Source organism: Conexibacter stalactiti (assembly GCF_033542075.1).
Taxonomy (GTDB): domain Bacteria; phylum Actinomycetota; class Thermoleophilia; order Solirubrobacterales; family Solirubrobacteraceae; genus Conexibacter; species Conexibacter stalactiti.
In genome coordinates this window covers 1-17,313 of sequence record NZ_JAWSTH010000123.1, presented here as the reverse complement: position 1 = coordinate 17,313, position 17,313 = coordinate 1, and the positions used below count along the sequence as shown (strand labels likewise).

The 17,313-nt window shown below is 72.4% G+C and carries 16 protein-coding genes and 1 pseudogene; 1 reads left to right on the top strand and 16 read right to left on the bottom strand.

The window, feature by feature from the left end:
• Window positions 1-5 precede the first annotated feature (5 nt).
• From tgt to pdxR, 8 genes are all read right to left on the bottom strand, one after another.
• A complete protein-coding gene (gene tgt, locus R7226_RS27715) occupies window positions 6-1,244 on the bottom strand; it encodes a tRNA guanosine(34) transglycosylase Tgt (protein WP_318600644.1) in 1,239 nt (412 codons plus the stop codon).
• 568 nt (window positions 1,245-1,812) lie between these two features.
• The gene (locus tag R7226_RS27710; RefSeq protein ID WP_318600642.1) at window positions 1,813-2,298 is read right to left on the bottom strand and encodes a MarR family winged helix-turn-helix transcriptional regulator; all 486 of its coding nucleotides are present in this window, start codon (window positions 2,296-2,298) and stop codon (window positions 1,813-1,815) included.
• A gap of 89 nt (window positions 2,299-2,387) precedes the next feature.
• Complete coding sequence (locus R7226_RS27705; protein WP_318600640.1) at window positions 2,388-4,076, bottom strand: DEAD/DEAH box helicase; 1,689 nt, start codon at window positions 4,074-4,076, stop codon at window positions 2,388-2,390.
• Window positions 4,073-5,593, bottom strand: coding sequence for a 2,3-bisphosphoglycerate-independent phosphoglycerate mutase (gpmI, locus tag R7226_RS27700; protein WP_318600638.1), 1,521 nt, complete (start codon window positions 5,591-5,593; stop codon window positions 4,073-4,075). Before gpmI ends, R7226_RS27705 begins: the two co-directional genes overlap by 4 nt.
• Window positions 5,590-6,351, bottom strand: a complete 762-nt coding sequence (gene tpiA, locus R7226_RS27695) for a triose-phosphate isomerase (RefSeq protein ID WP_318600636.1) — start codon at window positions 6,349-6,351, stop codon at window positions 5,590-5,592. The genes gpmI and tpiA overlap by 4 nt, the downstream gene beginning before the upstream one ends.
• Window positions 6,348-7,514, bottom strand: a complete 1,167-nt coding sequence (locus tag R7226_RS27690) for a phosphoglycerate kinase (protein WP_318600635.1) — start codon at window positions 7,512-7,514, stop codon at window positions 6,348-6,350. Before R7226_RS27690 ends, tpiA begins: the two co-directional genes overlap by 4 nt.
• Window positions 7,511-8,512, bottom strand: a complete 1,002-nt coding sequence (gene gap / locus R7226_RS27685) for a type I glyceraldehyde-3-phosphate dehydrogenase (RefSeq protein ID WP_318600634.1) — start codon at window positions 8,510-8,512, stop codon at window positions 7,511-7,513. The genes R7226_RS27690 and gap overlap by 4 nt, the downstream gene beginning before the upstream one ends.
• Window positions 8,513-8,592: 80 nt before the next feature.
• Complete coding sequence (gene pdxR / locus R7226_RS27680; protein WP_318600633.1) at window positions 8,593-10,140, bottom strand: MocR-like pyridoxine biosynthesis transcription factor PdxR; 1,548 nt, start codon at window positions 10,138-10,140, stop codon at window positions 8,593-8,595.
• A 67-nt stretch (window positions 10,141-10,207) separates the two neighbouring features.
• On the opposite strand from pdxR, the gene R7226_RS27675 reads away from it, so the two are divergent.
• Window positions 10,208-10,870: a pyridoxamine 5'-phosphate oxidase family protein gene (locus R7226_RS27675; RefSeq protein ID WP_318600632.1), complete on the top strand. Its 663-nt coding sequence runs from the start codon at window positions 10,208-10,210 to the stop codon at window positions 10,868-10,870.
• Window positions 10,871-10,918: 48 nt separating this feature from the next.
• On the opposite strand, the gene pdxH is transcribed toward R7226_RS27675, so the two are convergent.
• The 8 genes and pseudogenes from pdxH to R7226_RS27635 form a co-directional block, all read right to left on the bottom strand.
• The gene (gene pdxH / locus R7226_RS27670; protein ID WP_318600631.1) at window positions 10,919-11,530 is read right to left on the bottom strand and encodes a pyridoxamine 5'-phosphate oxidase; all 612 of its coding nucleotides are present in this window, start codon (window positions 11,528-11,530) and stop codon (window positions 10,919-10,921) included.
• A gap of 72 nt (window positions 11,531-11,602) precedes the next feature.
• Window positions 11,603-11,971 (bottom strand): VOC family protein, encoded by a 369-nt coding sequence (locus R7226_RS27665; RefSeq protein WP_318600630.1) that lies wholly within the window; start codon window positions 11,969-11,971, stop codon window positions 11,603-11,605.
• A gap of 82 nt (window positions 11,972-12,053) precedes the next feature.
• Window positions 12,054-13,025, bottom strand: a complete 972-nt coding sequence (rapZ, locus tag R7226_RS27660; protein ID WP_318600629.1) for an RNase adapter RapZ — start codon at window positions 13,023-13,025, stop codon at window positions 12,054-12,056.
• 64 nt (window positions 13,026-13,089) lie between these two features.
• Window positions 13,090-15,105: an excinuclease ABC subunit UvrC gene (gene uvrC / locus R7226_RS27655; RefSeq protein ID WP_318600628.1), complete on the bottom strand. Its 2,016-nt coding sequence runs from the start codon at window positions 15,103-15,105 to the stop codon at window positions 13,090-13,092.
• Window positions 15,059-15,316 (bottom strand): hypothetical protein, encoded by a 258-nt coding sequence (locus tag R7226_RS27650; RefSeq protein WP_318600627.1) that lies wholly within the window; start codon window positions 15,314-15,316, stop codon window positions 15,059-15,061. The genes uvrC and R7226_RS27650 overlap by 47 nt, the downstream gene beginning before the upstream one ends.
• A 32-nt stretch (window positions 15,317-15,348) precedes the next feature.
• Entirely contained in the window at window positions 15,349-15,603 is a 255-nt protein-coding gene (locus R7226_RS27645) for a hypothetical protein (protein WP_318600626.1), read from the bottom strand.
• Window positions 15,600-16,958 (bottom strand): transglycosylase SLT domain-containing protein, encoded by a 1,359-nt coding sequence (locus tag R7226_RS27640; protein ID WP_318600625.1) that lies wholly within the window; start codon window positions 16,956-16,958, stop codon window positions 15,600-15,602. The genes R7226_RS27645 and R7226_RS27640 overlap by 4 nt, the downstream gene beginning before the upstream one ends.
• Window positions 16,955-17,313 (bottom strand): annotated as a pseudogene (locus R7226_RS27635) (hypothetical protein); the annotation flags it as partial. The gene R7226_RS27640 and the pseudogene R7226_RS27635, both read right to left, overlap by 4 nt.

Below are 17,313 nucleotides of genomic sequence, written 5' to 3'. Positions count from 1 at the left end.
GCCGCCTACGCCGCGGCGGCGAGCGCGCCCGGCGCGGCGCCGGCGCGCACGGCGGCCGCGACCTGCGGCAGCGTGCCGGTCGCGATCGCGCCGCGCAGGTCGGCCATCAGGCGGGCGATGAACGAGAGGTTGTGCAGCGTCACGAGCCGCAGCGCGGTCAGCTCGTGGGCGCTGAAGAGGTAGTGCAGGTAGGCGCGCGTGAAGCCGTTGCTGCACGCCGGGCACGGGCAGTCGTCCATGATCGGCTCGTTGACGCGCTTCATGCGCCCCTTCGTCAGGTCGATCCGCCAGCGTCTGGCGGGGTCGGGCACCAGCGCCATCCCGTGGCGCCCGATCCGCGTCGGCATCGCGCAGTCGAAGGTGTCGATCCCCAGCTCGACGCCGCGCACGAGGTCGTCGATCTCGCCGATCCCGAGCAGGTGGCGGGGCTTGTCGGGCGCGACCTCGTCGAGCTCGGCGGTCGCCCAGCTGACGACCTCGTACATCTGCGGCTTGTCGGCGCCGAGCGAGCCGCCGATCGCCACGCCGGGCGCGGAGGTCTGCGCGATGTGGCGCGTCGCCGCGCGGCGCAGGTCCTCGTAGACGCCGCCCTGGGAGATCGAGTAGAGCACTTGTCTGCCCCCTCCGCCGCCCGCGAGCGGCTGGTGCTCGTCGTGCCAGGCGATGCAGCGGTCGAGCCAGCGGTGGGTGCGCTCGGTCGAGCGCTCCGTGTAATCGCGCGTGACGTGGAAGGGCGTGCACTCGTCGAACGCGAGCGCGATGTCGGAGCCGAGCGCCGCCTGCACCTCCATCGAGGTCTCCGGCGCCATGAAGCGCGGCCCGCCGTCGATGTAGGAGCGGAAGCGGACGCCCTCCTCCTCGATCCCGAGGATCGCGCCGGCGCGGTCGGAGCCGGTCGGGGCGCGGCCCTTGATCTCGTCGGCGACTGTGCCGTGGCCCATCGAGAAGACCTGGAAGCCGCCGGAGTCCGTGATGATCGGGTCGCTCCAGCGCATGAACTCGTGCAGGCCGCCCAGCTCTCTGACCAGTTCCTCACCAGGGGCGAGGAAGAGGTGGAAGGTGTTGCCGAGCACCATGTCGTAGCCGAGCGCGGCGACCTCACGCGGCTCCAGGCCCTTGATCGTGCCCTTCGTCGCGAGCGGGACGAAGGCGGGGGTGCGGACCTGGCCGTGGGCGAGGTTGAGGACGCCGGTGCGCGCTTGCGAGCCGGGGTCGCGGTGGTGGATCTCGAGGAGCGGGGCCATACGACGCTGGACCCTATCGAGCCGCGTGCCGCGCTCGCCTTCCGCGCTCGCCTCGCGGCCCTCTCGCCTCGTGCGCGCCTCGCGGCCCTCTCGCCTCGTGCGCGCCTCGCGGCCCGTCTCGCCTCGTGCGCGCCTCCGCCACTCGCGCGCGCCGCCTGCCTCCAGAAACCCACGAGCCCGCGGCTGGGAGGGCCGCGGGCTCGTTGGTGGTAGGTGGCCTTGGACAGATCGGGTCGCTTCGACCGTGCAGGCTCGAAGGGATCCGATTCGCCGGCCGGCCTGGCCGACGCATTGGGGTCGCACACGGCCGGAACGAACGGCGGTGCAACAACAAGACAGAATCTAGGCTAACACACGCTCGACCAAAAGAAAAGCGTTTTAGCTACCAGTCTCGAACATCCTGGTGGCATTCAACCGGCCAGCCAGCCAGGAAACAAGGGGAGAAACCCGAACCCTGCACAAATGTACGAGTCTTTCATCAAACCTACCTATTGCTCATGGCTCGTTCGCACACGACGAACCGCCCGGACGACGCCGGAAACGGTGCTGCGATGGCTGAACGCGCCGGTTAGGAGCCGGCCGGCGGCAGCAGCCGCGACCAGTAGGCGGCGAGCTGCTCCAGCTCGCCCTCGCTGAAGTGCGCGAGGAAGCCGCGGCGGATGCCCTCGTGGTGCGTCGGGCGGGCGGCGTCGAGCAGCTCGGCCCCGGCATCGGTCAGCACCGCGAAGGAGCCGCGCGCGTCATTCGGGCAGGCGGCCCGCTCCAGCAGCCCGTCACGCTCGAGCCGGTCGACGAGCCGGCTCATGCCGCTGCGGCTCAGCAGCACCGAGTCGGCGAGGTCGCACATCCGCATCTTGCGCTCGGGCGCGTCCGCCAGCTGGATCAGCACCTCGTAGGAGGTCAGCGGCAGGCGATGGGTCGCCTCCAGCTCGGCGTCGAGCGACTTCATCAGTGACGCGTGGACCCTCAGCAGGCCCTTCCAGGCGCCCAGCTCGGTCGCGTCGAGACCACCCGAGGGGGTCTCCTGGCCAGGTCTCAGATCGGTCGCTGACATCTGCTCGAACGCTGTACGGTCACGGCGATCGCGACGATAGCAGCGAGCGCTGACGCAGCGAGTCAGCGCGACGCGACGTCAACGGGGCGTCAGCGCCCCTTCTCGACCTCTCTGCGCAGCCGCTCGTTCGCCTTCTCCAGCTGCTCCAGCGTCGACTTGCCGACCGACGGCGCCCCGACCGCGCGGTTGATCCGCCCGTTGATCTCGCGGTGCTCCTCTCTCCCCCGCCGCGCGATCGTCGCCACCAGTCTCGCGCGCTCCTCGCGCAGCGTCTCGCGCCGCTGGTATGCCGATCTGGGATCGTCGGCGGCGCTCGGCAGCTCGGCCGTCTCCGGCTCCCCGTTCGCCCGCTTCGTCTCCGCGATCCCGCCGCCGAAGGCCATGAACGCCGCCGACGGTCTCGCCGCCGCGACCGGCTCGGGGTCGGCGAACAGCATCATGTTCTCGCCGATCTGGATGTGCTCGTCGGGACGCGCGTCGGAGTAGAGCGCCTCGTAGACGCCCGGCTCGCTTCTGCGCCGCTCCGGCGGCTCGTCCAGCTCGCCCGTCTCCAGCGCCGGCTTGAACTCGATCGCGTGATTGCGCTCCTCCTCGATCCGCGAGGCGAGCGTCTTCAGCAATATGTCCGACGGCAGGAAGAGGAACGACATCTGGTTGCGCGGTCTCGGCGAGCGCCGGATGAAGCGGCCGACGACCTGGCGGAAGAACAGCTCCGTGCGCGCGGAGGTCGCGTAGACGCCGACCCGCAGGCGCGGGATGTCGACCCCCTCGGAGACCATCAGCACCGAGACGATCCAGCGCGAGGTGCCGGCGGCGTAGCGGGCGATCCGCTGCGAGGCGTCGGCCTCGTCGGAGGTGACGATCAGCGGCGCCTCGCCGGAGATCCGCTCCAGCTGCCCGGCGAGCTGGATCGCGTGCGCCTTGTCGAGCGCGATCACGAGGCCGCCGGCCTCCGGATGGTCGCCGGCGCGGATCTCGCCCAGCTTCATGTCGGCGTCGATCAGCACGCGCCTGATCCAGTCGCCGTCGCCGTCGAGCGCGGTCCGCAGCCGGCGCGCGTCCTCGTTGCGCGGCAGCACGACCGAGAAATCGGCACGGCGACGGCGGCCGTCGCTGGTCCACTCCATGTCGCCGTCGTAGGGCTGGAACGTGATCGGGCGGCAGACGCCGTCCATCAGCGCCTGGGTGTACGAGTAGGCGTAGCTGGCGCTGGAGACGCCGTCGGCGTCGTACTCGACCCACGGGATCGGCGAGTTGTCGGAGCGGAACGGCGTGCCGGACAGCAGCACGCGCTTGCGCGCGTTGGCGAAGGCGTCCATCGCGGTCGTGCCCCAGGCGGCGTGCTCGCCCATGTGGTGGGGCTCGTCGGCGATCAGCAGCGTGCGCCGGCCGTTGCTGGCGATCCGGTGCGGTCTGGGCCCGGCGGCGACCGCCTGGTAGGTGACGACGACGCCGTGGCGGTCCGACGGCTCCGGCCCCTCGGAGTTGGGCCGGTTGGGCTCCAGGTCGATCCCGTAGCGGGCCGCGTCAGCCGCCCACTGGCGGCAGATGTGCGCGGTCGGGGCGAGGATCGCGACACGCTGGACCTCGCCGCGCGCGAGCATGTCGTAGGCGACGCGCAGCCCGAACGTGGTCTTGCCCGCTGCCGGGGTCGCGGAGGCGAGGAAGGCCTCGCCGTCGTGCTCCTCCAGCGCCGCGATCGCCTTCCCCTGCCAGTCGCGCAGGGGGCGGTTCGCCGGCCACGGCGGGAGGTTCGTCCTGCGGCCGGCCGCCGTCACGAAGCGATCAGAGACTGGCCCGTCATCTGCTCGGGCTGATCCTCGCCGAGCAGCTGCAGGAGGGTCGGTGCGACGTCGGCGAGGATCCCTTCCTCGCGCAGGCTCACGCCCTCCGCGGTGACGATGACCGGGACGGGGTTGAGCGAGTGAGCCGTGTTGGGGCTGCCATCCGGCTCCAGCATGTGGTCGGCGTTGCCGTGGTCAGCGGTGATCAGCAGCACGCCGCCGCTGTCGTGGACCGCTCTGACAACCTCGCCGAGGCATTCGTCGACCGTCTCGACGGCCTTCACCGCGGCCGGGATGACGCCGGTGTGACCGACCATGTCGGCGTTGGCGAAGTTGATCACGCCGAAGCGCGGCTGATCCGCGTTCCAGGCGTCGACGAACAGCCTCGCCGCCTCGCGCGCGCTCATCTCGGGCTTGAAGTCGTAGGTCGGCACGTCGCGCGGGGATGGCGCCAGCTCGCGCCGCTCGCCGGGATAGGCGTGTTCCTCGCCCCCGTTGAAGAAGTACGTCACGTGCGGGTACTTCTCCGTCTCGGCGACGTGCAGCTGCGTGCCGCCGCGATCGGCGAGCGTGCTCGCGAGCGTGATCTCCGGCCGCGCGGGCGGGAAGGCGACGGGGAACGACCAGTCCTCGTTGTACTCCGTCATGCAGAAGTACCGCTCGACCGGCGGCGCGCCTCTGCGATCGATCTCGTCGAAGGCGGGATCGGCGAGCGCGAGCGTGATCTCGCGCATCCGGTCGGGGCGGAAGTTGAATGCCAGCACGCTGTCGCCGGGGCGGATCGTCGCCTCGCCGCCGACGCTCGTGGCGGTGATGAACTCGTCGGTCTCGTCGCGCTCGTAGGCGGCGCGCGCGGCCGCCGCGGCGCTGTCGGCGTGGTGCTGCGCGGTGCCGTGCACGAGCAGGTCGTACGCCTGCTGCACGCGCTCCCAGCGCTTGTCGCGGTCCATCGCGAAGTAGCGCCCGATGACGGTGCCGATGCGGCCGGCGCCGGCGTCGGCGCACCAGCCCTCGACCGTCTCCAGGTAGCCCGCGCCGGCCTTCGGCAGCGTGTCGCGACCGTCGGTGAAGGCGTGGATCACAAGGTCTCTGACACCAAGCTGCGCGCCCAGCTCGATCAGCGCCTTCAGGTGTCTCATCGCGCTGTGGACGCCGCCCTCGGAGACGAGCCCGATCAGGTGGACGCGCGTCTCCTTGCCCGCCTCGAACGCCTCGCGCAGGACGGCGTTGCCGTCGAGCGTGCCGTTCTCGGCCGCCTCGTCGATCCGCGTCAGGTCCTGCTTGACGACGGCGCCCGCGCCGAGGTTGAGGTGGCCGACCTCGGAGTTGCCCATCTGCCCCTCGGGCAGGCCGACGGCCTTGCCCTTCGCGATCATTCTCGTCGTCGGGAAGCGCTCCCAGAGCGCGTCGAAGACGGGCGTCCGCGCGAGCGAGACGGCGTTGCCGGGACCGGCCGGGGCGAGGCCCCAGCCGTCCAGCACGACCAACGCCACCCGAGGGTAGGTGCTCATCCCTTCGCTGCCTCGACGATCGCGGCGAACGACTCGGGGTCGAGGCTGGCGCCGCCGACGAGGCCGCCGTCGACGTCCGGCAGCGCGATCAGCTCAGCCGCGTTGTCGGGCTTCATCGAGCCGCCGTAGAGGACGCGCACCTGCGCGGCCGCCTCCTCCGAGCGCTGCGCGACGAGCGCGCGCACGAAGGCGCAGGCCTCCTGCGCCTGCTCGGGCGTCGCCGTCAGGCCGGTGCCGATCGCCCAGATCGGCTCGTAGGCGATCACGACCTGCGCGAGCTGGTCCTCCGGGACCTTCGCGAGGTCCTCCTGGATCTGATGGCGGAGCTTGCGCTCGGTGTCGCCGCGCTCGCGCTCCTCCTCGGTCTCGCCGACGCAGAGGATCGGCTCGAGGCCGGCCTCCAGCGCCGCGGGGACCTTCAGCGCCAGCGCCTTGTCGGTCTCGCCGAAGTACTCGCGCCGCTCGGAGTGCCCGAGCACGACGCCCTGCACTTCCAGCTCGCTCAGCATCGCCGCCGAGACCTCGCCGGTGTACGCGCCCGACTCGGCCTGGTGCATGTTCTGCGCGTAGACGCGCACGGCGCTGCCGCGCGCGGAGTCGACCATCGCCTGCAGCGACGTGAACGGCGGGCAGATGCCGATGTCGACGCCGTCGGCGGCGAAGACGCGCGGCAGCAGCGCCTGGATGAACTCCTCGGCCTCCGCGATCGTCTTGTTCAGCTTCCAGTTGCCCGCGATCAGCGGGGTGCGTTGGCTCATCTCAGCGCCTCCACTCCGGGCAGCTTCTTGCCCTCGATCAGCTCCAGCGACGCGCCGCCGCCGGTCGACAGGTGCGTGACGCGGTCGCCCAGCCCGAACTGCTGCAGCGCCGCGGCGCTGTCGCCGCCGCCGACGACCGTCGTGCCCTCGCAGGCCGCGACCGCCTCGGCGACCGCCCGCGTGCCGGCCGCGAACGGCTCCAGCTCGAAGGCGCCCATCGGGCCGTTCCAGAAGACCGTGCCGGCCTTCGCGATCTCGTCGGCGTACATCTGCGCGGTGCGCGGGCCGATGTCGATCCCCATCCAGCCGTCGGGCACGTCGACGCCGTCGAGCACTCTGTGCTCGGCCTCGGCGGCGAAGCGGTCGGCGATCACGAGGTCGATCGGCAGCTCCAGGTGGGAGCGGTCCATGCGCGACTGCGCCAGCGCGTCCTTCGCCGGCCCGACGCCCTCGGCCTCGCAGAGCGAGTCGCCGACGGTGTGGCCCTGCGCCTTGAAGAACGGGAAGCACATCGCGCCGCCGATCAGGATCGTGTCGGCGACGTGCATGAAGCGGTCGATGACGGCGATCTTGTCGGTCACCTTCGCGCCGCCGACGATCGCCACGAGCGGCTTCTTCGGGTGCTCGAGGATCCCGCCGAGCGTCTTCACCTCGCGCTCCAGCAGCCGGCCGGCGGCGTGCGGCAGGCGTCTGGCGACGCCCTCGGTCGAGGCGTGCGCGCGGTGCGCGGCGCCGAAGGCGTCGTTGACGTAGAGGTCGGCCAGCGACGCGAGCGCGTCGGCCAGGTCGCCGTCGTTCTTCGTCTCGCCCGGCTCGTAGCGGACGTTCTCCAGCAACAGGATCCCGCCCGGCTCCAGCGCGTTCGCGAGCGCGGTGACCTGATCCCCGACGACGCCCGGCGCGAGCTTGACCGGCGTGCCGATCAGCTCAGCCAGGCGGTCGGCCACGGGCCGGAGCGACAGCTCCGGCTCGCGGTCCTTCGGACGACCCAGGTGCGACACGAGCACCAGCGCGGCGCCGCCGTCGAGCAGCTCTATGAGCGTCGGCAGCGCGCCTCTGATGCGCGTGTCGTCGGTGACCGCGCCGTCCTTCAGCGGAACGTTGAAGTCGACGCGGACAAGGACCTTCTTGTCCTTGACGTCGAGGTCGTCGAGCGTCTTCACAGCACCTTCTGCACGAGGTCGACGACGCGGCTGGAGTAGCCCCACTCGTTGTCGTACCAGGAGACGACCTTGACCATCGTGCCCTCGAGCACCGCCGTCAGCTGCGAGTCGACGATCGACGAGCGCGAGTCCTTGACGATGTCGCTGGAGACGATCGGGTCGGTCGTGTAGCCGAGGATCCCCTTCAGCGGCCCGTCCTCGGAGGCGGCCTTCAGCGCGCCGTTGATCTCCTCGACGGTCGTCGCGCGCTTGGCGACGATCGTCAGGTCGACGACCGAGCCGGTCGGGACGGGAGCGCGCACGGCGAAGCCGTTGAGCTTGCCGTTCAGCTCCGGGATCACGAGGCCGATCGCCTTCGCGGCGCCGGTCGAGGCCGGGATCAGGTTGACCGCGGCGGCGCGGGCGCGGCGCAGGTCGCTGTGCGGCATGTCCTGGAGACGCTGATCGGCCGTGTAGGCGTGGATCGTGGTCATCAGGCCATGGTCGATGCCGACCGTGTCGTTGAGCACCTTCGCGACCGGGGCGAGGCAGTTCGTCGTGCAGGAGGCGTTCGAGACGACCGTGTGGTTGGCCTTGTCGTACGTCTCGAAGTTGACGCCGAGCACGACGGTCGCGTCCGGGCCGGTGGCGGGCGCGGAGATGATGACCTTCTTGGCGCCGCCGGCGAGGTGCTTGGCAGCGTCCTCTCTCTTCGTGAAGAAGCCGGTCGACTCGATCACGACGTCGACGCCGAGGTCGCCCCACGGCAGGGCGCCCGGGTCGCGCTCGGCGAGGACCTTGACGAGCTTGCCGTCGACCTCGATGCCGCCCTCGACCTCCTTGACCGTGCCCGGGTACGGGCCGAGGATCGAGTCGTACTTGAGCAGGTGGGCGAGCGTCTTGACGTCCGTGAGGTCGTTGACCGCCACGAACTCGATGTCAGCGCCCTGCTCCTGAGCGGCGCGGAAGACGTTTCGGCCGATCCGGCCGAAGCCGTTGATCCCAACCCGAAGCGGCATGCGTGCGAGTCCTTCCGTTGGCAACAGAATGGAAAGAGAAAAGCCGGTGGAATATGCAAACCGGCCGGGTCGAGAGGGTATCAGCGGACCCCGTCCAAGCCCCTGCTCGTCGCTGGTCGCTCGGACTGCCCGCGCTCGACGGCGCGCACCGCCTCGGCGAGCGCGGCGACGGCGGCGGGGACGGCCGGCTCGGTCACGTTCGCGTAGCCGACGACGAGCGCCGGCGGTCCGTGGCCGATCGCCTCGACGGCGACCCCGCGGGCGCGCGCGGCTTCGCGCACGGCGCGCTCGTCGAGCTGCGGCGGCAGCCGCAGGACGGCGTGCAGACCGGCTGCGGCCCCGTCGACCTCGATCTGCGGCAGCTCGCGCGCGAGCGCGGCCAGCAGCGCGTCGCGCTGGCGCCGGTAGCGGCGGCGCTGGCGGCGCAGATGGCGGTCGAGCTCGCCGCGCGCGACGATGTCGGCGAAGGCGAGCTGGTCGAGCGGCGCGGGCGTGCCGCCGCGGCGGCGCTGCTCGGCGGCGACCGGCTCGACGAGCGCTGGCGGCAGCACCAGCCAGCCGAGCCGGACCGCCGGCGCGAGCGTCTTGGAAGCGCTGCCGCCGTAGACGACGACGTCGGGCGCGAGCCCTTGCAGCGAGCCGATCGGCTTGCGGTCGTAGCGGAACTCGGCGTCGTAGTCGTCCTCCACGATCAGACCGCCGCTGCGCTGCGCCCAGGCGACGAGCGCGCCGCGCCGCTGCGGCGACAGCACCGCGCCGGTCGGGAACTGGTGCGCGGGCGTGACGGCGACGGCGTCGACCACCGCCCCGCGCGCGCCCACCTCGCCCGCCGCGCCGCTCGCGAGCGACTCCACCACGGCGCCATCACGGTCGACGGCGAGCGGGACGCTGGTGAGCCCGGCGGCGGCGGCCGTCTGGCTCCAGCCGCGCCAGCCGGGCCGCTCGACGGCGATCCGCGTGGCGCCCTGCGCGGCGAGCGTCGACCACAGCAGCGTCAGCGCGTCGCGCAGCCCGCCGGTGACGACGATCTGGTGCGGCGCGGCGCGCACGCCGCGGACGCGGCCGAGGTAGGCGGCGAGCGTCTCGCGCAGCTCCGGCACGCCGGCCGGGTCGGGGTAGCCGAGCCGCTCGTCCGGCAGCGCGCGCAGCACGCGCGAGAGCGAGGCGAGCCATGCGGCGCGGGGGAAGCCCGCGAGCGCGGGCAGCGCCGGACGCAGGTCGTGCCGCATCGGCACCGCCGCCTCCCCCGCCGCGACCGCCTCCCCTGCCCAGTCGGTGCCGCCGAGCGCGTCGGGTGCGCCGCGATCTGCGTCGGGCGCGCCGCTGTTTGCGCCAGCCGCGCCGCGATCCGCGACAGCCGAGCCGCGATCTTGGACAGGCGCGCCCGTGCCGGCGACCGTCGTCCCGCCGCCGCGGTGCGTGCGCAGGTAGCCCTCCGCCGCGAGCTGCGCGTACGCCTCGACGACCACGCCGCGCGAGACGCCCAGCTCGACCGCCAGCGCCCGCGTCGACGGCAGCCGCGTGCCGGGCGCCAGGCGGCCGGAGCGGACCGCCTCGCGCAGCGCATGCTCAGCGCGGCGGCGCAGCGTCGTGCCGGGAGCGGTGTCGAGGTCGAGCAGCAGGTCCATTTGGCCTCACATTCTTGCGCATTGTTGGCCCTGTTCAGCAGAACCAAGGTTTCGTAGCGTGCTCGCCATGTCCACCGCTGCCCCAACTCCCACCAGCCGGTCGCGTGTCAGACGTGTCCCCAAGCGCGGTGTCTACGACCGCGCCACGATCGACGCGATCCTCGACGAGTCGCTCGTCGCCCACGTCGGCTTCGCCGTCGACGGCCAGCCGTACGTGATCCCGATGCTGATCGCGCGCCTCGGCGACCGCGTCTACGTCCACGGCTCAACCGCCAGCCGGATGGTCCGCAAGCTCGCCGCCGGCGTCCCCGCGTGCCTGACGACGACGCTGATCGACGGCCTCGTGCTCGCGCGCTCCGCCTACCACCACTCGATGAACTACCGCTCGGTCGTCGTGCTCGGCGACGCGACGCTCGTCGAGGGCGAAGAGGAGCGCTCCGCCGCGCTGGAGGCGTTCACGGAGAAGCTGTTGCCGGGCCGTTGGGACGAGGTGCGCCCGCCCAGCCCGCAGGAGCTGAAGGGCACCCGCGTGCTGGCGATGGACCTCACCGAAGCCTCCGCGAAGATCCGCGAGGGCGACCCGGCCGACGACGAGGAGGACTACGCGCTCGACGTCTGGGCCGGGGTCGTGCCGCTGGAGCTGCGCGTCGGCGCGCCCGAGCCCGACGCGCGGCTGCGCGCTGGGATCGAGCCGTCGCCCGCCGTCACCGGCTGGGCGGCGCGGCGCTGAACGCGGCGGCCGGCGCGCCTCGGCGCGCCGGCTCATCGAGGCGCCCGGTCAGGGCTGCAGTCGTGCGCGGCGCCAGCTGTCGGCATCCGCCGCGCGCGTGTAGGCGAAGCGGTCGTGGAGACGGTTTGGTCGCCCCTGCCAGAACTCGATCTCGCGCGGCTCCAACAGGTAGCCGCCCCAGTGCCGCGGGCGCGGTACGTCGCCCCCGGCGAAGCGCTCCTCCAGCTCGCCGACGCGCGCTTCCAACTCGGCGCGATCGGCCAGCTCGCGGCTCTGCTGCGACGCCCACGCGCCGATCTGGCTGCCGCGCGGACGGGTCGCGAAGTAGGCGTCGGACTCGGTCGCGTCGAGCCGCACGACGTCGCCGGTCACGCGCACCTGGCGGAACATCGGGATCCAGACGAAGGCGAGCGCGGCGCGCGGATCGGCCGCCAGCTCGCCCGCCTTGCGGCTCTCGTAGTTGGTGAAGAACTGGAAGCCGCGTCCGTCGACGCCCTTGAGCAGCACGATCCGCGCCGAGGGCCGGCCGTCGGCGGCGACCGTCGCCAGCGTCATCGCGTCGGGCTGCGGCATCTGCGCGTCCCGCGCGTCGGCGAACCAGCGGCGGAACAGCTCGATCGGGTCGTCGAGCAGGTCGGGCTCGGTCAGCGATTGCTCCATGGCGACGATCCTGTCAGAGCGACGTCCGCGAGCGCCGCGCGGGCGCGGCGGTCGCCGGGGCGGACGCGGGGCTCACCGCCGCGTGCGGCTGACCAGCTCGACGCGCAGCCCGTCGGGGTCGCGCAGGTAGCCGGCATAGCAGCCGCGCCCGTACTGCGGCCGCGGCCCAGGCGCGCCGGCGTCGGTGCCGCCGTACGCGAGGCCGGCGGCGTGCGCGGCGTCGACGGCGACGCGTCCGCTGGCGCGCAGCGCGACGTGCCCGTAGCCGGGCGCCGCCGGCAGCCCGCGCACGACGACCCACAGCTGCGGTTCGTTGTCGCCCCACGCGACCGCGTGCTCGCTCGCGAACATACGCCGCAGGCCGAGCGCATGGAAGACGGCGTCGTAGAAGCGGGCCGCCCGCGCCAGGTCGGCGACCTCGAAGCCGATGTGGTCGAACACGGCGGCGGTTGTATCAGCGGGCGCGGCGCGAGGCGTCGGGACGCGCCGGCCGGCGCGCGGGTTCGCGACGCGCGGGCGCGAGCTACCGCGCCGTCGGCCGCTCGACGTCGCGGTGGGCCAGCTCGACGAGGTAGTCGCCCTCGGCCTGGTACCGCTTCGTCAGCTGCTCGGCGATCGCGACCGAGCGATGGCGGCCGCCGGTGCACCCGATCGCGACCGAGAGGTGCGACTTGCCCTCCGCGACGTACTGCGGCAGCAGGTAGTCGAGCAGCGGGATCAGGTGGTCGTAGAAGGCGTCGAGCGCGCCGTCGCGGTTGACGTAGGCGGCGACGTCCGGGTTGCGGCCGGTCAGCGGGCGCAGCTCGGGCTCGTAGTGCGGGTTGGGCAGGAAGCGCACGTCGAACAGCAGGTCGGCGTCGCGCGCCGGGCCGTGCTTGAAGCCGAAGCTCTGGAAGGTGACGGCGAGGCGGCCGGGCGTGCGCGTCGGCAGCAGCGCGTCGGCGAGCTTGCGGCGCAGCATCGCGGCGTTGAGGCCGGTCGTCTCGATCACCACGTCGGCCCGTTCCCTCACCGGCGCCAGCAGCGCCCGCTCGCGCGCGATCCCGTCGGCGACCGTGCCGGTCGGCGACAGCGGATGGCGACGACGCGTCTCCTGGTAGCGCGTCAGCAGCGTCTGCTCGTCGGCTTCGAGGAACAGGAGCCTGTAGTTGACGCCGGCCCGCTCCAGCTCACCGAGCACGGCGACGAGGCCGGCGAAGTAGCTGCCTCCGCGCGCGTCGGAGACGACCGCGGCGCGCTCGACCTTCGAGCCCTCGTGCATGAACAGGTCGGCGAGCGATCTGATCATCTCCGGCGGCAGGTTGTCGACGCAGAAGTAGCCCTCGTCCTCGAAGGCCGCCATCGCCGTCGACTTTCCGGCACCGGAGAACCCGGTGATGACGACGAGGTCGTTGAGCGCGGGGCTGCGGATCTCCGCCTGCTCCGGCGTCTCTTCCAGCCGGCGTGCGCCACGGCGCAGGCGGTCTCCGAGCCTGGCGGGCTTGGAGACGCTCATGCGCCCATTGTGACGGAGCGGGCGGTCGGGCGTGTGAAGGAGCCGTTGCAGAGCGTGGCGCGCATCAATGCCCCGTCTTGTTGATCTGCAGGTAGAGGTCGCGCGCGACCTTGCCGGGCAGGCCGGGGACTGCCTCCAGCTCCTCCCGCGTGGCGGCGAGGAACGCCTCCGGCGAGCCGAAGTGATTCATCAGCGCGCGCTTGCGCGCAGGACCGACGCCGGCGAGCGAGTCGAGCACCGATCTCGTCATCGCTCTGTCGCGGCGGATGCGGTGGTGGCCGATCGCGAAGCGGTGGGCCTCGTCGCGGATCCGCTGCAGCAGCTGCAGCTCGGGCGTGTCGTGCGGCAGGATGATCGGCTCCGATCTGCCCGGCACGAACACCTCCTCGATTCTCTTCGCGAGCGAGACGATCGCGACGCCGCGCCGCTGGAAGCCTTCGAGCACCTTCATGCCGGCCGACAGCTGGCCCTTGCCGCCGTCGATCACGAGCAGGTTCGGCAGCGCGGCGAAGCTCGCGTCGTAGCCGTCGTCGTGCGGCGAGCGATCGTGTTGGCGCTCGTACTGGGCGAGGCGCCGCGACAGCACCTCCTCCATCGAGGCGAAGTCGTCGGGCACGCCCTCGGTCCCCTCGCGCAGCGTGAAGCGGCGGTAGTCGGCCTTCTTCGTCGCGCCGGCCTCCAGCACGACCATCGAGGCGACGGTGTGCGTGCCGCCGACGTGGGAGATGTCGAAGCACTCGACGCGGAGCGGGATCGTGTCGAGTCCGAGCGCGGTCTGGAGGCCGTCGAGCGCATCGACGCGCTGCTGGCGTCTGCGCTCGGAGCGCAGTCTCTCCTGGTCGAGCTGGAGTCTCGCGTTGCGCTCCGCGAGCTCGAGGATGCGGCGCTTGTCGCCGCGCTCGGCGGCGCGCAGCTCGACGGCGCTGCCGCGCCGTTCGGTCAGTGCGGCGGCGATCGTCTCCTCGCGGTCGGCCAGCTCCTGCTGAACGACCAGCAGCGGCGGGATCATCAGCGAGCTGCCGTAGTACTGCAGGATGAACGCCTCGGCGACGGCGGCGACGTCGTCGCCGGCCTCGTTCTCGAGGTAGAAGCCCTGGCGGTCGGAGAGGACGCCGTCGCGGACCTGGAAGACCTGCGCGTTGGCGTCGTGGCCCTCGACGGCGATCGCGATCGCGTCGAGCGTGCCGACCGAGGCGTTGGTGACGCGCTGGCGTTCGAGCAGCGAGCGGATCGATCTGAGCCGGTTGCGCTCGCGCGCCGCGTCCTCGAAGCGCTGCTCGGCGGCGGCCTCGCGCATGTTCGCGTCGATCGCCGACTCGATCGCGCGGTAGCGGCCGGAGAGGAAGTCGATCACGCCGTCGATCGAGGTGCGGTACTGCTCTCTGGTGACGTAGCCGACGCAGGGCGCCTCGCAGCGCTTGATGTAGTAGTCGAGGCAGGGCGAGCCGCTGCGGCGCCCGGGCTCGGGGCCGTCACAGGAGCGGAACATGAAGATCTTGCCGAGCAGGTCGAGCGTCTCGCGCACGCGCTTGGCGTTGGAGTACGGGCCGAAGTAGGCGCGCGTGCGGCGGTGACGCTCACGCGTGAAGTAGACGCGCGGATAGTCCTCGTCGAGGCTGATGCCGATGTACGGATACGACTTGTCGTCGCGCAGGCGGATGTTGAAGCGCGGCTTGTACTGCTTGATGAAGTTCTGCTCGGTCAGCAGCGCCTCGGACTCGGTCGAGACGACGAGCGCGTCGATCCGGTCGATCATCGGCAGCAGGTCGCGGCCGGCCTGCGTGCTCGGGTTGGAGAAGTGCGACGCGACCCGCTTCTTGATCGACTTCGCCTTGCCGACGTAGATGACGGTGCCCTTGACGTTGCGGAAGAGGTAGACGCCGGGCTGGTCCGGCAGCGCGCGCCGCTGCTCGGTCAGCCGCTGGTCGCGCGCTCTCGCCCGCTCGGCCGCGCCCTCGCGCGCGACGGGGTCGTCCCAGCCGTTCGCGTTGGCTGCGGCGTTCGCGCTCGTCGCGCCGTCCGCGTTGGCTGCGTCATCCGCGCCCGGGCCGCCCGCGCCATGTCCGTTGTGGCCTTCCATCCGCTCGTCGAGGATAGGTGAGCCGTGCCCGTCTGCGGTTGTGCGCCATCACCCCGACCTTCACGCCGGTGAATACGACGAGGCCGACGCACCCCAGCACGGTCTGGACGGCTCTGGGCCACTCGACCGCCTGCCCGAGCAGCAGTATCGGATAGACGCCGCCGAAGAACGCGATCAGCGCAGCGAGGCTGGAGTCCTTCGGGATCTTCATGGTTTCCATGCTAGATCTCCTGTCTACCGGTTTTATGGTGTGGCCCAGAGGCCGAGCCAGATCAGTGCGGCGCCCCAGCCGGCGACGAAGGCCCCGGTCTGGGTGAACCGCGTCACCGACTCCTGCGGCAGGCGCCGCATTCGCGCGATCGCCCCGCCGACCATGCCACCGAGCACCGCGGCGACAGCGATCGTCGACGGCTGGCCGGGATCAGGCAGGCGCGCGTCCGCGAGCGCGGCAGTGGCGACGCCGGCCGCGATCGGCACGATGTCGGCCCGCCGCGTCATCTGACCAGCCGCACGTCGAAGCCGGCGCCGAGGCCGGCGCTGTCGCCAGCTCCGCCCAGCAGGCCGAGGATCTTGGTGACGTACGCCTGCGTCTCGGGGTAAGGCGGGATGCAGTTGCAGCCGCCGACGGCGCCGGGACCGGCGTTGTAGGCGGCGAGCGCCAGCGGGACCGAGCCGAACTGGCGCAGCAGGTCGCGCATCATGTGGCCCTGCGCGTCGATCGCGCTGGTCGCGTCGAACGGGTCGGTGAGCCCGTACGCCCGCGCGGTGCCGGGCATGAACTGCGCGATCCCCTGCGCCCCGGCCGACGAGACGACGAACGGATTGAACCCGGACTCCGCGTACAGCTGCGCCGCCAGCAGCGCCGCCGAGACGTTCCAGCGCTGCGCCGATCTCGCGATCGCGGGCGCGTACTGCGCCGGCACGAACGACGGCATCGTGCCGCTGCCATCGCGGTTGCCGAAGCCGACCGACGTGCTGCCGGCGTTCTGCCGATAGCCCCAATGCCACGGCTCGTAGTCCATCGGTCTGGCGAAGTGGAATCTGCTCGCGTTCGCGGCCAGCCAGCCGTAGGCGCTCGGCGGCCCGAGGTCCAGCTCGGTGCCGAGCCGGTGCATCGATCTGCCCGGTGGGGCGACCCATCTCGGATCGGGTCTGAGCGCGAACAGACGGGCCTGCTCGGAGCTGCTGCGCCACGCGCTGGTGATCAGCAACCCCACCCCGTCACGCGCGGCGGCCGCCGCCATCCGATCGAAGGCGACCGCGACGTCTGGGCGCATCGGCTTCCCCTGCCGGTAGGCGAGCGGTCCCGAGTAGTCGCCCGGCAGCGCACCGAGCGCGGCGCCGACCGCGTCCGCAGACAGCTCCGCCTCCGCGACCGCGGCGACGTCGGCTGCCTCCCGCTCACCGCCGAGGTCGATCACCGCCGGGTCCGAGACGGTCACGCGGATCCGCGTCGGCGCGAACGAGCTGCCGTCGGGGAAGACGACAGTGATCCGCTCGCCGCCGTTGAGCCGCGCGGTCCGCTCGGCACGGACGCGCGCCGCAGCGAGAAAGGCGGCCCGCGACAGATGCGCAGGGTTCGGCTGACGGCCGATGTAGGCGGGCGCGAAGAGGCGAGCGTAGCTGGCGCGCATCGCACGGGCACCGCCGAGCGCGCCGAGGTCGGCCGCGCGCTGGTTGTCGCCTCTTCCGCCGAGCCCGCTCGCGAAGACGCCGAGGACGACTGCCGCCGCCAGCACGACCGCCATCGCGCCGACGACCAGCAGCAGCGCCTGCCCGCTCTCGTCGGTTCGGCGGGGAGCGGCCGGCATCGCGGCGCTTCGCCGGCGCGGCGTCAGGCAACGGGCCGTCATCGCCGCCCCTCTCCGAGGCCCAGCCGCGCGACCGCCTCGGTCGCGAACGCGGGGGTGTGCAGCCCAGCGGAGATGACGCGGGCGGCGAGCCGTCCCGGGGCGGGAACCGCCGCGACCGGCCGGCCGAGCGCGGCGAGGCTGTCCAGGACGAGCTCTGCGATTGCGGCGGAGGCGCCGGGCTGCTGCACGACGACGACGCCGTCGTGCCAGGCAAGGACGCGGTCGAGCGCTGCCGAGCGCGCCAGCGGCAGCGCGAGCGCCGACGGCGCGCCGATCGTGACCGCCGCGCGCGCCGCCCGTGCGCCGACGCCCGCCGCCGTGCCCGCGGGGTCGGCGGCGTCGCCGGCCTCCAGCT